The sequence below is a fragment of the Streptomyces sp. NPDC029151 genome, assembly GCF_055564315.1.
The window spans coordinates 166,890-179,889 of record NZ_JBVHWQ010000003.1; the positions used below are offsets into that span (position 1 = coordinate 166,890).

The 13,000-nt window shown below is 74.9% G+C and carries 13 protein-coding genes; 7 read left to right on the forward strand and 6 right to left on the reverse strand.

Translation table 11 applies throughout. The features are described 5' to 3' along the window. Positions 1-2 precede the first annotated feature (2 nt). A complete protein-coding gene (locus ACZ4VF_RS13710; protein ID WP_467925881.1) occupies positions 3-2,081 on the forward strand; it encodes a SpoIIE family protein phosphatase in 2,079 nt (692 codons plus the stop codon). A gap of 242 nt (positions 2,082-2,323) precedes the next feature. On the opposite strand, the gene ACZ4VF_RS13715 is transcribed toward ACZ4VF_RS13710, so the two are convergent. Both ACZ4VF_RS13715 and ACZ4VF_RS13720 read right to left on the reverse strand, forming a co-directional pair. Further along, positions 2,324-3,145, reverse strand: coding sequence for a putative protein N(5)-glutamine methyltransferase (locus ACZ4VF_RS13715; protein ID WP_467925882.1), 822 nt, complete (start codon positions 3,143-3,145; stop codon positions 2,324-2,326). Positions 3,146-3,351: 206 nt separating this feature from the next. After that, the gene (locus tag ACZ4VF_RS13720; protein WP_467925884.1) at positions 3,352-4,434 is read right to left on the reverse strand and encodes an ABC-2 transporter permease; all 1,083 of its coding nucleotides are present in this window, start codon (positions 4,432-4,434) and stop codon (positions 3,352-3,354) included. 126 nt (positions 4,435-4,560) lie between these two features. On the opposite strand from ACZ4VF_RS13720, the gene ACZ4VF_RS13725 reads away from it, so the two are divergent. Further along, positions 4,561-4,959 (forward strand): MarR family winged helix-turn-helix transcriptional regulator, encoded by a 399-nt coding sequence (locus ACZ4VF_RS13725; RefSeq protein ID WP_467926560.1) that lies wholly within the window; start codon positions 4,561-4,563, stop codon positions 4,957-4,959. A gap of 148 nt (positions 4,960-5,107) precedes the next feature. On the opposite strand, the gene ACZ4VF_RS13730 is transcribed toward ACZ4VF_RS13725, so the two are convergent. Next, the gene (locus ACZ4VF_RS13730; protein WP_467925885.1) at positions 5,108-5,836 is read right to left on the reverse strand and encodes a GNAT family N-acetyltransferase; all 729 of its coding nucleotides are present in this window, start codon (positions 5,834-5,836) and stop codon (positions 5,108-5,110) included. Between the two features lie 273 nt (positions 5,837-6,109). Here ACZ4VF_RS13730 and ACZ4VF_RS13735 point away from each other — a divergent pair, with 273 nt between their 5' ends. The 5 genes from ACZ4VF_RS13735 (at position 6,110) to ACZ4VF_RS13755 (ending at position 10,639) form a co-directional block, all read left to right on the forward strand. Next, complete coding sequence (locus ACZ4VF_RS13735; protein ID WP_467925887.1) at positions 6,110-6,715, forward strand: sulfite oxidase-like oxidoreductase; 606 nt, start codon at positions 6,110-6,112, stop codon at positions 6,713-6,715. After that, the gene (locus tag ACZ4VF_RS13740) at positions 6,708-7,460 is read left to right on the forward strand and encodes a ferredoxin reductase (RefSeq protein ID WP_467925888.1); all 753 of its coding nucleotides are present in this window, start codon (positions 6,708-6,710) and stop codon (positions 7,458-7,460) included. Before ACZ4VF_RS13735 ends, ACZ4VF_RS13740 begins: the two co-directional genes overlap by 8 nt. Positions 7,461-7,797: 337 nt before the next feature. After that, positions 7,798-8,382, forward strand: coding sequence for an Rv1733c family protein (locus tag ACZ4VF_RS13745; RefSeq protein WP_467925889.1), 585 nt, complete (start codon positions 7,798-7,800; stop codon positions 8,380-8,382). A gap of 201 nt (positions 8,383-8,583) precedes the next feature. Beyond that, entirely contained in the window at positions 8,584-9,552 is a 969-nt protein-coding gene (locus tag ACZ4VF_RS13750) for an acetylxylan esterase (RefSeq protein WP_467925891.1), read from the forward strand. Between the two features lie 343 nt (positions 9,553-9,895). Further along, positions 9,896-10,639: a GntR family transcriptional regulator gene (locus tag ACZ4VF_RS13755; protein ID WP_467925892.1), complete on the forward strand. Its 744-nt coding sequence runs from the start codon at positions 9,896-9,898 to the stop codon at positions 10,637-10,639. On the opposite strand, the gene ACZ4VF_RS13760 is transcribed toward ACZ4VF_RS13755, so the two are convergent. From ACZ4VF_RS13760 to ACZ4VF_RS13770, 3 genes are all read right to left on the reverse strand, one after another. Then, positions 10,609-11,382: a class I SAM-dependent methyltransferase gene (locus ACZ4VF_RS13760; protein WP_467925893.1), complete on the reverse strand. Its 774-nt coding sequence runs from the start codon at positions 11,380-11,382 to the stop codon at positions 10,609-10,611. The two genes, ACZ4VF_RS13755 and ACZ4VF_RS13760, sit on opposite strands and share 31 nt — an antisense overlap. 74 nt (positions 11,383-11,456) lie before the next feature. Continuing rightward, on the reverse strand, positions 11,457-11,927 hold the full coding sequence (locus ACZ4VF_RS13765) for a hypothetical protein (RefSeq protein ID WP_467925895.1): 471 nt from the start codon (positions 11,925-11,927) through the stop codon (positions 11,457-11,459). 117 nt (positions 11,928-12,044) lie between these two features. Beyond that, positions 12,045-12,989, reverse strand: coding sequence for a collagen-like triple helix repeat-containing protein (locus ACZ4VF_RS13770; RefSeq protein WP_467925896.1), 945 nt, complete (start codon positions 12,987-12,989; stop codon positions 12,045-12,047). Positions 12,990-13,000 lie beyond the last annotated feature (11 nt).

Genomic DNA, 13,000 nt, shown 5'->3' on the forward strand with positions numbered 1-13,000 from the left:
GCATGAGTGCAGCCGAGGCTCCGGCGGCGGAGGGCGGCGAGCCGGCCCGCGGGCCGGTGCCCCCGGGCGGGCTGCTCGACGTCCTGGGCGTGGCGTCCGTGGTGCTGGACACCGACGGCCGGATCGTGTTGTGGAGCCCTCAGGCGGAAGAGCTCTTCGGCTACACCGCGCCGGAGGCCCTCGGCCAGCACGCCGCCCGGCTGATGGTGCACGAGCGGCACAGCCGGCTGGTCGGCAAGCTCTTCGCCGACGTGATGCGCACCGGGCAGAGCTGGGCGGGCGGCTTCCCGGTCCGGCACAAGGACGGCAGCACCCGTCTGGTGGAGTTCCGCAACATGCGGCTGCTGGACGACCGCGGTGACGTGTACGCGCTCGGGCTCGCCGCCGACCAGTCGACCGTACGGCGGCTGGAGCAGGACGTGGCGCTGTCCGAGCGGATGGTGCAGCAGTCACCGATCGGGTACGCCGTGCTCGACACCGGGCTGCGGTTCGTGTCGGTCAACCCGGCCCTGGAGAGGATCAACGGGGTGCCGGCCGCCGAGCACGTGGGGCGGACGCTCCGCGAGGTGCTGCCGGCGCTGGCCGCGTCCCCCGTGGAGGCCGCCGCCCGGCGGGTGCTGGAGACCGGGGTGCCCCTCATCGACGAGACGCTGGTCGGCCGCACCCCCGCCGACCCGGACGAGGACCACACCTGGGCGCACTCGCTGTACCGGCTGGAGGACACGACGGGAACGGTGCTGGGCGTGGCGGTGTCGATGGTCGACATCACCGAGCAGCACCGGGCGTCCGTCGAGGCGGAGGCCGCGCGGCGCCGGCTCGCGGTCATCGCGGACGCCTCCGCCCGGATCGGGACCACGCTCGAACTGGACCGCACCGCGTGCGAGCTGGCCGACGTCGCCGTGCCGGAGCTGGCCGACGTCGCGGCCGTGGACCTGCTGGACGCGGTGGTCGACGGCCGGCAGAGCACCCTGGGCCCGTCGGAGGCCGCCGTGATCCGGGCGCTCGCGGTGCGTCCGGCGGACGGCACCGACGCCGTGCGCGCCGCCGACCCGCCCGGCCAGATCGCCCGGTACGCGCCCGACCGCCTGGTCACCGAGTGCGTGCGCACCGGCGAGGCGGTGCTGGTGCCGCACGTCAAGGACGAGGACCTGCCGCGCATCGCCCGCTCCCCCGAGGCGGCCGTCCTGCTCGGCCGGGCGGGCCTGCACTCGTACCTGGCGGTGCCGCTGATCGCGCGCGGCGAGGTGCTGGGCGCGCTCGACCTCAAACGCACCCGCAATCCGGCGCCCTTCGACGAGGACGACGTCCTGCTGGCCCGGGAGCTGGCCGCCCGCGCGGCCGTGCAGATCGACAACGCGCGCTGGTACCAGAACGCCCGCGACACCGCCCTCACCCTGCAGCGCAGCCTGCTGCCCAGTCACCCTCCGGTCACCAGCGGCCTGGAGGTGGCCTCCCGCTACCAGCCGGCGGGGGCCACCATCGAGGTCGGCGGGGACTGGTTCGACGTCATCCCGCTGGAAGGCGGCAAGACCGCGCTCGTCGTCGGTGACGTGATGGGCAGCGGGATCAGCGCGGCCGCCACGATGGGCCGGCTGCGCACCGCGACGACCACCCTGGCCGCTCTCGACCTGGACCCGGCCCGCCTGCTGGAGCACCTGGACAAGACGACCTCGGCGCTGGACCACTCCATCGCCACCTGCGTCTACGCGGTCCACGACCCGCATCTGCGCCAGTGCCGGATCGCCAACGCCGGCCATCTGCCGCCGGCCCGGGTACGGCCGGGCCGCCCGGCGGAGCTGCTGGACCTGCCCACGGGCGTGCCGCTGGGAGTGGGCGGGGTCGGCTTCTCCACCGTCACGGTCGACTTCGAGCCGGGCGACGAGCTGGTCTTCTACACCGACGGCCTGGTGGAGACCCGCTGCCACTCGCTGGACGAGCGGCTGGCCACGCTGCTGTCCCTGCTGGACGACCCGGGCCGTCCGCTGGAGGAGGCCTGCGACCTCCTCCTGCGCACGCTGCACCACCCGGACAACCACGACGACGTGGCCCTCCTCATCGCCCGGGCGCAGCAGCTGCCGTAGCGGCCCGTACGGCCCGCGGCACCTCGCACGGGCCGCCCCCCTGCCGGTCGGAAGGACGCGATGGGCGGTGGGCCGGTCCACCCGCCGGTACGGCACCCTGCGGCCGGACCACGTCACGGCGCGCACGGCGGTGGCGCCCGGGGAACGGGTGTCCCGCGGCGCCGGGTACGGCGCCCGGACGCGCACCGGAGCCGTACCGCGGCCGGACCTCGGCGGGCCCGCCCGTTCGGCGGCGGGGGAGGCTAGGGAAGTACGCCGATCACCACGTGCGCGTACCGGTCCTCGCTCACCGCCAGACGGGCCGTCAGGCCCGCGTCGGCGAAGGCCTCCACGGCGGCCGGTGCCTGGCGTGCGCTGGTCTCGGTCAGCAGGAGGCCGCCGGGAGCGAGCCAGGCGGGGGCCCCGGCGGCCACCCGGCGCATCACGTCGAGTCCGTCGGGCCCTCCGTCCAGCGCGGCCAGCGGCTCGTGGTCGCGGGCCTCCGCGGGCAGCAGGGCGACTTCGGCGGTGGGGACGTAGGGCACGTTGGCCGTCACGACGTCCACCCGGCCGCGCAGGCCGGCGGGCAGGGCGTCGTACAGGTCGCCCCGGTGGGCCCGGCCGCCGCAGGCGGCGAGGTTGCGGCGGGCACAGCGGACGGCGGCCGGGTCGATGTCGGCGGCGTGCACCTCGGCACCGTCCAGGGCTGCGGCGAGGGCCGCGCCGAGCGCGCCGGAACCGCAGCACAGGTCCACGACCACGGCGGCGTCCGGTGCGGCGGCCAGCGCCTGATCGACCAGGAACTCGGTACGGCGGCGGGGCACGAACACCCCGGGCTCCACGGTGACGCGCACACCGTGGAACTCGGCCCATCCCAGGACGTGTTCGAGCGGCAGCCCGGCGGCACGCCGGTCCACCATGCCGGCCGCCTCCTCGGGGGTGCGCGCGGTGGCGAGGATCAACTCGGCCTCGTCCTCGGCGAAGACGCACCCGGCGGCACGCAACGCGGAGACGACGGCGGCCGGGGAGGGGCGGGAGAGCGGGGAGAGCGGGGAGAGCGGAGGGAACGGTGCGGGAGTGGGCATGGAAGCCGGGACCTTTCGGGAGCGCGAAGCCTTCAGGGCGCTCCCGCGGTCACCGCTGCCGGTGTACCGCGCCGTCACGAGGAGAGAGCACCCCAGCCGACACAGCGGTAATGGGTCTCACCTCCTCGTCCCCGGGGCCGCGCACGTCCGCGACCGGACGGCCACCTTACCCCACGGCCCCCGACGGGCCCACGGGGACGCGGGGTTCAGACGCCGACGGTCTCCTCGATCTCTTCCTCGGCATCCTCGGCTTCCTCGGCCTCCTGCTCGGCCGCTCCCCCGGCCTTCCGGGCCGGCTCCCGCGCGGCCTGCGCCTCGCTGTCCTGCCGGGCGCGGCGGGCGCGTTCGTACAGGCCCGCGACGGCGGTCACCGCGAGGCCGGCCAGCAGCCAGGCGACCAGGGTCCACACCGTACGGGCGAGGCCGTCGTCACCGAAGTAGAGCAGGCTGCGGACGCCCTCGACGAAACCGGCGCCGTTCCAGAAGGCGTGCAGAGTGCCGAAGAACCCGTTCTGCAGTTCGGGCCGGAACAAACCGCCCGAGCTGGTGAAGTTCAGCATCACGAACAGCACCATCATGGTCAGCGTGGTCCACCGCTTCAGGAAGGTGTGCAGGCCGACGCCGATGAGGAGGATGCCCGCCGAGTACAGCCAGGCCATGCCCCAGACACCCGCGAGGTCGTGGTGGGCGAGGTGGAACACCGGCCCGGCGAGCAGCGCGCCGATGCCGCTGACCACGGCGGAGACGCCGAGCGCGAGCAGGGCCCGGACGCGCATCGCCAGGGCGGCACCCGCGGCGCCGAGAGCGGCGACCGAGGCGTAGGAACCGATGCTGACCGCGATCAGCAGGAAGAACAAGCCCTGGCCGGTGGGGTCGTCGGCCACGGGCCGGGCGACGTCGGTGACCTTCAGCGGGACGCCGGCCTGGGCGGCGACCGGGGTGAAGACCTTCTCCACGGCCGTGGCGCCCATGTCGGAGGCGGCGCTGGCCACCAGCAGTTCGGGAGCCTTGGCACTCGGCACGTAGGCGCCGGTCACCTCGCGGGACCGGAGCAGGTCGACGGCGTCCGCGCGGGTGGCGACCGTCCGGACGTCGAGCCTGTCCCCCGCGCCGTCCTTGACCGTCTGGGCGAAGACCTTGGCCTTCGGGGCGGTGCCGACGACGGCGACCGGCAGGTGGTTCGGCTCGGGGGTGACGAACGCCCCCATGTACGCGAGCCCCATGCCGATGCACATCAGCAGCGGGGTGATCAGGTGCGTGAGCACATGGCGCAGTGCCGGTGACCTCATCGCGCGCGGCCCTCCAAAGGTTGGCTTATACAACTTCATGTTCAAGTTGTACTATACAACTAGAACGCCGGAGGAGGTATTCCCGTGAGCGCAGCGGAGTCGGCCGTGGAGACGATCCAGCGCGAGATGACCATCTTCGCCCGCCGGGCCCGCGCCTCGGCGGGCCGCATGCACCCCGAACTGTCCCTGGTGTCCTACACCCTGCTCGGCCATCTGGAGGAGCGAGGCGGCTGCCGGGCGACGGACCTGGCGGCTCACTACGCCCTGGACAAGTCCACGGTGAGCCGCCAGGTGGCCGCCCTGGAGCGGGCCGGGCTGATCGAGCGCCGGCTGGACCCGGAGGACCACCGGGTCCAGGTGCTGCACCTGACGGACGCCGGCCAGGAGATCCTGGCCCAGGTCACCCGCAGCCGCCGAGCCGCGTTCCGGGAGCGGCTCACGGGCTGGCCGGAGGAGGACCTGGTCCGCTTCGCGGCGTACCTGGAGCGGTACAACGCGGGACAGGGCGACCCGGACCCGGCCTGAGACGGTGCCCCATGCCGTGCCCCGGCCGTGCGCGGCGGCGCCGGGGCACGCCATGGGGGGCACGGCCGGCGGGTCACGGCAGCGCTAGGAGTCAGGGCACGGCTGCCGGGTCACGGCAACTCCTACGGGTCAGGGCACGGCCGGCGGGTCACGGCACCGCCACCGCCGCGCGGTCGTCCGCCGGGCGCCGCGGCGCCCGGGCCGCGAGGAACGCCGTACGGCGGCGCAGCCGGAAACCGAGGGACTCGTACAGGCGGATGGCGGTGGTGTTCCCGGCGCCGGTGTGCAGGAAGGGTGTCTCCCCGCGCTCGCGGATGCCGTGCGCCACGGCGAGGATCAGCCGGGTGGCCAGGCCCTCGCCGCGGAACGCGGGATCGGTGCAGACCGCGCTGATCTCGGTCCACCCCGGCGGGTGCAGCCGCTCCCCCGCCATGGCGACCAGCGCGCCGTCACGGCGGAAGCCCAGGTACGTGCCGAGTTCCACCGTGCGCGGCAGGAACGGCCCCGGCCGGGTGCGGGCCACCAGGTCGAGCATCTCGGGCACGTCCGCCGGGCCGAGCCGGACCGCCTCCGCGTCCGGCGCCGCGGCGAGCCCGTCGTCCACGAACTGCACGCCCTCGACCCGGGCGGTGACCTCCCAGCCCCGAGGGACCTCCCCGCGGAATCCGGGCAGCGCTATCTCGGCGTGCGGGCCGGCCAGCGCGGCGAGGTCCTCCCAGTCCCGCTCCTCCGGTTCGTCGGGCAGCGCCAGCCACGGCGAGACGTCGACCGGGTAGCGCAGCACCCGCCCGCGCCGCTCGGCGAAGTGGGCGTGCGGACCGGTCAGGGCGGCGAGGGCCGGGTTGTCGAGGACGTGCCGGCCGGGCGGGGCGCTCATCCGGTCACCTCGGCCACAACGGTCACGCCGGCCGCCTCGGCCACCGACGTGAAGACTGTGAAGGCGTACGCCTGGGGCATCCTCGTTCCCTCGCTTCCCTCGTGCTGTCACCGGCGCACCGCAGCCGCCGGCACCGATCGCCAAGGAGCGGCGCGGGGCCGGTATTCCCCGCCCGGCGCAGAGTTCATACGGCCGCAACGCGTTCACACGGCGGCAACAAGGGGGACGTCCACCAGGGCCGGAGCACCCGGAGCGACAGCGTACGGTTGAACCATGAACGTCACGCGAGGCTTCTCGGGCCGTCCGCGCGTCCACAACCCGGGACTGCCGCCCGGGCAGTACGACGCGCGCGACGACTGGCCCGTCCTGTCCGCCGAGGTCACCCCGGACCTCGCGCCCGCCGACTGGTCCTTCCGCATCGACGGCCTGGTCGACCGGCCGCACACCTGGGACTGGGACACCGCGCACGCGCTGCCGGCGTCGGCGTACTCGGGCGACATCCACTGCGTGACCGGCTGGTCGAAGTTCGGCGTGCGGTTCGGCGGTGTCTCGCTGGACGCGTTCTTCGACGTGGTGCGGCCCCACGGGACCGCCACCCATGCGCTGGCCCGCTCCCACACCGGCTACACCGCCAACCTGCCGCTCGCCGACCTCACCGGCGGGCGGGCCTGGATCGTCTGGGAGTACGACGGCGCACCGCTGCCGCCGGAGCACGGCGGCCCGGCGCGGCTGGTGGTGCCCCACCTGTACTTCTGGAAGAGCGCCAAGTGGATCGCGGGGATCACGCTCCTGGACCACGACGAGCCGGGCTTCTGGGAGCGCAACGGCTATCACGCGCGCGGCAACCCCTGGGAGGAGCAGCGGTACTCCGGTGACTGAGACGACTCCCCTGACGCGGTTCGCGGTGCCCGGCCGGATCGCCGTGAGCGAGCAGGCCGCAGCCGTGTGGCAGACCGCCACCCTGACGGAGATCCGGCACGAGACGCCGCGCGCGGCGACGTTCCGGCTGGCGGTGCCGGGCTGGGCGGGACACCTGCCGGGCCAGCACCTGATGCTGCGGCTGACCGCCGCCGACGGTTACGTGGCCCAGCGCCACTACTCGATCGCGTCCGCACCGGACGACTCCGGCCACATCGAGCTGACCCTGGACCGGGTGCCGGACGGCGAGGTCTCCGGCTGGTTCCACACCGTGGCCCGGCCCGGTGACACGGTCGAGGTGCGCGGTCCGCTCAGCGGCTTCTTCGCCTGGCCGGGCGACCGGCCGGCCCTGCTGCTCGGGGCCGGCTCCGGCGTCGTACCGCTGATGTCGATGGTGCGGCACCACCGGGCGCGCGGCCTGGCCGTCCCGCTGCGGATGCTGGTGTCGGCGCGCAGTCCCGAGGAACTGATCTACGCGGCCGAGCTGGGCGCGGAGACGACGCCCGTGTTCACGCGCAGCGCTCCGCCCGGGGTTCCGGTGGGACGTATGACGGCCGCACATGTGGCGCCGCTCCTGGCCGAGCAGCCCACCCATGGATGGGAGGCCTATGTGTGCGGGTCCAACGCGTTCGCCGAGCACGCGTCCCGGCTGCTGGTCGCGGCCGGCCAGCCGGTGGAGCGGATCCGGATCGAGCGGTTCGGCTGAGACTGACCCCCTGAGGGCCGGCCGAGGCTGAGCCCCTGGGGCCCGGGCCCGGCTCAGGCGGCAACGCTGTGACCCGGCCGAGACGGCCACCCCGTGGCCCGGGTGGGGCCGGTGGGTCGACCGTCCGGGTCGCGCGGCGCGGTACGCCGGGGGATCGTGGGGCGCATGGCACGATCCGTGCGCCATTTGGGCCGGAACTCGCGGTTCGCGGCCTGCGCGAGGTGCGCCGAACGGGGTACGAGACCGATGTGGACGCTCGCGCACGTGAGCGGTGGGGGCGGTGGGCCGGAGACCGGCTCCTCGGCTCTCCGGCTCCGGCGGTGGCGAGGAGGTGGACATGCGTACCCGGGTGCGTGGCTGGCGCTGGCGGCGCAATCCGCTGCGGCGCCGGTCGGACGTCTTCGAGGCATGGACGGTGCTGGTGGTCGCCGTCCTGCTGTTCGTGGTCGCGCCCCTGATCGGTGTGGCCGCGGGCCTGCACGCGCACGACCAGGCCCGGGCGCTGGCCGCGGCCCAGCGGGCCGAACGCCACCAGGTGCGGGCCGTGGTGGTCGGCGGCGTGCCCGAGCGGGTGTCCGAGGTGCAGAGCGACCGCCGCACCCCCTACCGCACCCAGGTCCGCTGGACCGAGCCGGGCAAGGGCGTCCGGACGGCGTGGGCCCGGGTGCCGGCGGGGACGCGGGCCGGGGAGCCGGTCCCGGTGTGGTTCGACTCGCGGGGCCGCAACGTCGCCCCGCCACCGGACGACGCCGCCGTCCGGCAGCACGCGGTCACCATCGGGCTGTGCGCGGCGGGCGGCACGGCGGCCGTGGTGGTCCTCGCCCACGCGGTCGAGCGCCGGATCGCCCTGCGCCACCGGCTGGCCGAGTGGGAGCGGGAGTGGTCCCGGACGGGCCCGCGCTGGACCCGGCCGCGAACGTGACGGACGGATGACCCGGCCACCGATGCGGTGACGGGCCACCCACCCCCCCGGAGCAAGCGCTTACTCACCGCCGGACCAGCATCTTGAGCCCGCGTCACGGAGCGGTCGAAGCGAGCCACGTCCCCGCTGGACCCTGGCGAGTCATCCGACCACCCACGTACGGTGAGTCGACTCTGGCTCCCTTCCTCAAGGCGGTTGTCGATGGCTCTGTTCGATCTTCCTCTCGACGAACTCCGCGCGTACCGCAGCGAGTCCTCGGCACCGGAGGATTTCGACGCCTTCTGGGACAAGACGCTGCAGGAGACCCGCGCACACGACCTGGACGCGCGGTTCGAGCCGGTGGAGACCGGACTGTCCACGGTCGAGGTGTACGACGTGACGTTCGCCGGGTTCGGCGGCCACCCCGTCAAGGGCTGGCTGCGCCTGCCGGCCGGGACCGCCGAACCGCTGCCGCTGGTCGTGGAGTTCATCGGGTACGGCGGCGGGCGCGGCCTGCCGCACGAGAACCTGCTGTGGGCGTCGACGGGCCGGGCGCACTTCACCATGGACACCCGCGGACAGGGCAGCGGCTGGGGCGGCGGGGGTGGCACGCCGGACCCGGTGGGCGCGGCGCCCGCGTACCCCGGGTACCTGACACGCGGCATCGACGCGCCGGAGAACTACTACTACCGCCGGGTGTTCGCGGACGCCGTCCGCGCGGTCGAGGCGGCGCGCTCCCATCCGCTGGCCGACCCGGCGCGGACCGCGCTCATCGGTGGCAGCCAGGGCGGCGGCATCGCCCTGGCCGTCGGCGCGCTGGTCCCGGACGTGGTGGCGGTCGCCCCTGACGTACCGTTCCTCTGCGACTTCCCGCGCGCCATCACCCTGACGGACCGTCACCCGTACCGGGAGGTGGGCCTGTTCCTCCAGACGCACCGCGGCCGCACGGCCGACGTGCTGCGTACGCTCTCCTACTTCGACGGGGTGCACTTCGCGGCCCGCGGCCGGGCACCGGCCCTGTTCTCCGCGGCCCTGGAGGACCAGACCTGCCCGCCGTCGACCGTGTTCGCGGCGTTCAACGCGTGGGCGCACGAGGACAAGACGATCGAGGTGTACGACTTCAACGACCACGAGGGCGGCGGCCCGTTCCAGGAGGCGGCGCAGGTGCGCTGGCTGCGGTCGTACGCCTGAGGCTCCCACGAGACGGCGGGCGCGCGCCGACGGATCCGCGCACGAGCACCCGTCGGACCCCGCATCGGGGGACCGCTCCGCTCCGGAGCGGTCCCGGGGTCCCGTGCGTCCGCGGGCTTTCGGTCATCCGCATCGCCGGTCGTCCGGGGACCACCGCACCGGCCCGCGCCCTTCTCCGCACCCCTGGGAGCGGATGCCGGGGGACCCGGTGGCCGCCGCGCGTGCGGGGCGGATTTCGGTCGAACCAGTAGACCACTCTTCCCCCGTGGTTTAGACCAATGCTAATTGTGGTCGCGCAACGAGCCCGAACGACTACGTCTTGTCACCGACAGGAGGGCGCGGCATGGCCCGCACCACCCCGAACGATCCCCCGCCCAGCGACGTCCGGCCCCTGTACGGGCGGATCGCCGCGCTGCTGCTCGACGACCTGCGCGACGGCACCGTTCCGCCGGGTGAACGGCTGCCCGGCGAGCGGCACCTGGCCGCGCGCTACGGGGTCAGCCGGGAGACCGTCCGCCAGGCACTGGAGGTGCTGCGCCGCAGCGGCCTGGTCGCCACCGACCGGCGGGGCAGCCACGCCACGCTGCCCGGCCGGCCGGTCGAGGCACCGGAGTCGCTCACCTTTCCGGTGGGCGCCCGGTCGGCGGACCCGTGTGCGGTCGACCGGGCCACGGTGACCTGGGAGGCGCCGCCGCCGGAGCACGCCCGGGCCCTGGGTCTGGCCCCGCACCGGCCGACCCTGGTCCACCGCTACCTGTCGGTGACACCGGACGGCCGTTCGCTGCGGACGGCGGTGACCTCGTTCTCGGCGGTGGTGCTGGCCGAGGTGGCGGAGCTGGCCCGGTACCGGGACCGGGCCGACGGGGCGACGCCCGCGCAGCTGCGACGGGCCTACGACTGGATGCGCAAGGCCGGATTGGCCCTGCACCACAGGGACGCCATCACCCAGGTCGGCGACGCCTCCTCGGTACGGGTGACCCGGCGCGTCCACGACCAGTACGCCCGCCCGCTGGAGATCACCGATCTGGTGGTGAACGCCGAACAGGACGCGCTGGTCTACGAGTTCACGCTCCCCGCGGCCGGCTGACCCCCGCGGGGCGGGGCGTCGGCCCGACGGGCCACCACCAGCCGGGCGCGCGGGCTGCCGTCGGCCCTCCGCCCGTACCCGGGCAGGACGCCCAGCTCGACCGTCAGGCCGGCGCGCTCCAGCTCGCCCAGCACGGTGCCGAGCCGGAAGGCCCGGTAGTACATGACGAACGGCGGACGCCACAGTGCGTTGCGCACCCGCATCACGGCGTCGAAACCCAGCAGCAGCCAGAAGCCGCGGTGGGCCGGGCGGGGCGGCGCGAACACCGGGAACGCGAACCGGCCGCCCGGCCGCAGCACCGAGTGGACCTGGGTGAACAGCCCGGGCAGTTCCCGCGGCAGGAAGTGGCCGAACGCCCCGAAGGAGACGACGAGATCGAAGGCGGCCGTGAACGGCAGGGCCCGGGCGTCACCGCGGACCCAGGTGATCCCGGGCCCGTCCGCGGGCGGCACCCGGCGCCGGGCGATGTCGAGCATGCCGGCGCTGAAGTCGATCCCCGTGACCCCGCGGCGGCACAGTGCGGTCAGCACCCGTGTCCCGGCGCCGGTTCCGCAGCACAGGTCGAGCCCGTTCTCGAAGGGGCCGAGCGGCTCCAGCGCCTGGGCCACGGAGTCGAGCACGCCGTCGGGTGTCCGGAAGGGAGTGTGGTCGAACTTCGGTGCGAGCAGGTCGTACCCGTGCTCGACGGACGACAGCGCCTGCACGGCGAGTTCGCGGAGCGTGGGGCCTTCGGGACCGAACATGGCGCCAGCCTATGCGGGGCGCCGGTGCGGCGGCAGGGGCGGCGAGCCCGCCGTACCGGCCCCGGCCGCGCTCCTCAGCCGAAGGTGTCGTGGCACATCTTCACGATTCCCGGCGCGGCGACACCGTCCGCCTGGCGGCACAGCTCGCGCATGCGGTCCACGGGGGGCCGCCGTGGAGCCGGGCGGGGACGCGGGGCCGGGCGTCGCACGGGGGGCCTGCGCTCCGGGCGGGGGTGGCGGGGCGGCGGGGCGGCGGCCGCGGCGGCCCGGGACGGCGGAGCGGGCGCCGGCGCGCGGCCGGGGCCGGGGGTCCGCCTCGGCGCGGCCACCGGGCCGGGCCGGCTCCGGTGGGCGTGGCCGGTGCGGACCAGCGCCGCCTTCCCCGGCGGCTCCCTCAGCGGCTCCTGGAGGACCGAGGGGCGCGCGGCCGTGTCGGGCGCGTGGGACTGCCGGGGGCGGGCGGCGTCGGGGGCGGAGCTGACGGTGGTGCAGCCGGCGAGGCCCATCAGCGCCGCCGCCAGCAGCGGGAGAAGTCGGCGAGGCACCCGCCCACTGTGCCGCACCGGCCCGGCTCACGGAGCGTGCCGCCGGGCGACACCACCCCCACGGGCGACCGGCCGGTACGGCGGGTTACGGCACAGGGCGCCGCCGAGCCGCGCGGCTCAGGCCCGGAGCCGGCGCAGCGTGGCCTTCGCGTCGGTCTTCAGCCAGTCGGTGACGTCGGTGAGCGCGGGCGGGTCCTTGTCCTGGTCGTAGGAGGTGAGGTAGGTGCTGAAGCTCATCGTGTACGTCACCCAGCCGTCGCGGACGGCGAGCGTCGCGTAACGGGACCCGCTGGAGGAACCGTTGGTGGTGTCCTGGCTGACCAGGTAGGCCTCGTCGCCGATGCCCTCGACCGGGTCGACGTCATAACCCGTGTGGCTCTCCGCGTAGTTCTTCCAGGTGGCGGTGAACTCCGGTCCGGGCTCGGTCTTCTTGTGCAGGTCCAGCTGGAGGGTCAGGTAGGCGTCCGCGTACGACGAGCCGGGTTTCTTCAGGCTCAGGCTGCAGTAACTCTCGTCCAGCGTTGCGTCCTTGAGCGCGTTGTGGGTCGGCGAGGAGTCGTTCTCGGTGTACTCGTTCTTGAAGGAGGAGTAGTCGGCGCCGGAGCACAGGTTGGAGGGTGCCGCGTAGCCGCGCAGGTCCGCGCTGTCGCCCTTTCCTCCGACGAGGAGGACACCGGCCGCCCAGGCGGCGGACGCCACGACCGCTCCGACGGCCGCCCACAGCACCGCCCGTCCGGCACCTCCACCGCGACCGGCCGGGGGTACGGGCGGCACGGGCCCGTAGGGCGACTGCGCGTAGGGGTTCCCCGGCTGCGGCAGCCCCGGCTGACCTGGCAGTCCCGGCTGACCTGGCAGTCCCGGCTGTCCCACCGGCCCCGGCTGCCCCGGCGCGGGGTGGCCGACCAGCGTGGGCTGGGCGTGGAAGGCTCCCGGCGGGGGTGACTGCGGGTTCGGGTACGGGTAGGCCGTCGGCTGCGGCGGCACGGCCGGCTGTGGCGCGGGCGGCTGCGGATGGTGCGCGGGCTGGTCGGCCGGCTGCGGGGACTGCGGTGGCGTGGACATGTCGCGAAGAT

Excerpts from the sequence above, each read along its gene's own strand:
- ACZ4VF_RS13710 (WP_467925881.1), top strand. The coding sequence starts at position 3 with ATGAGTGCAGCCGAGGCTCCGGCGGCGGAGGGCGGCGAGCCGGCCCGC.
- ACZ4VF_RS13715 (WP_467925882.1), bottom strand. The coding sequence starts at position 3,145 with ATGCCCACTCCCGCACCGTTCCCTCCGCTCTCCCCGCTCTCCCCGCTC.
- ACZ4VF_RS13720 (WP_467925884.1), bottom strand. The coding sequence starts at position 4,434 with ATGAGGTCACCGGCACTGCGCCATGTGCTCACGCACCTGATCACCCCG.
- ACZ4VF_RS13725 (WP_467926560.1), top strand. The coding sequence starts at position 4,561 with ATGACCATCTTCGCCCGCCGGGCCCGCGCCTCGGCGGGCCGCATGCAC.
- ACZ4VF_RS13730 (WP_467925885.1), bottom strand. The coding sequence starts at position 5,836 with ATGAGCGCCCCGCCCGGCCGGCACGTCCTCGACAACCCGGCCCTCGCC.
- ACZ4VF_RS13735 (WP_467925887.1), top strand. The coding sequence starts at position 6,110 with ATGAACGTCACGCGAGGCTTCTCGGGCCGTCCGCGCGTCCACAACCCG.
- ACZ4VF_RS13745 (WP_467925889.1), top strand. The coding sequence starts at position 7,798 with ATGCGTACCCGGGTGCGTGGCTGGCGCTGGCGGCGCAATCCGCTGCGG.
- ACZ4VF_RS13750 (WP_467925891.1), top strand. The coding sequence starts at position 8,584 with ATGGCTCTGTTCGATCTTCCTCTCGACGAACTCCGCGCGTACCGCAGC.
- ACZ4VF_RS13755 (WP_467925892.1), top strand. The coding sequence starts at position 9,896 with ATGGCCCGCACCACCCCGAACGATCCCCCGCCCAGCGACGTCCGGCCC.
- ACZ4VF_RS13760 (WP_467925893.1), bottom strand. The coding sequence starts at position 11,382 with ATGTTCGGTCCCGAAGGCCCCACGCTCCGCGAACTCGCCGTGCAGGCG.
- ACZ4VF_RS13770 (WP_467925896.1), bottom strand. The coding sequence starts at position 12,989 with ATGTCCACGCCACCGCAGTCCCCGCAGCCGGCCGACCAGCCCGCGCAC.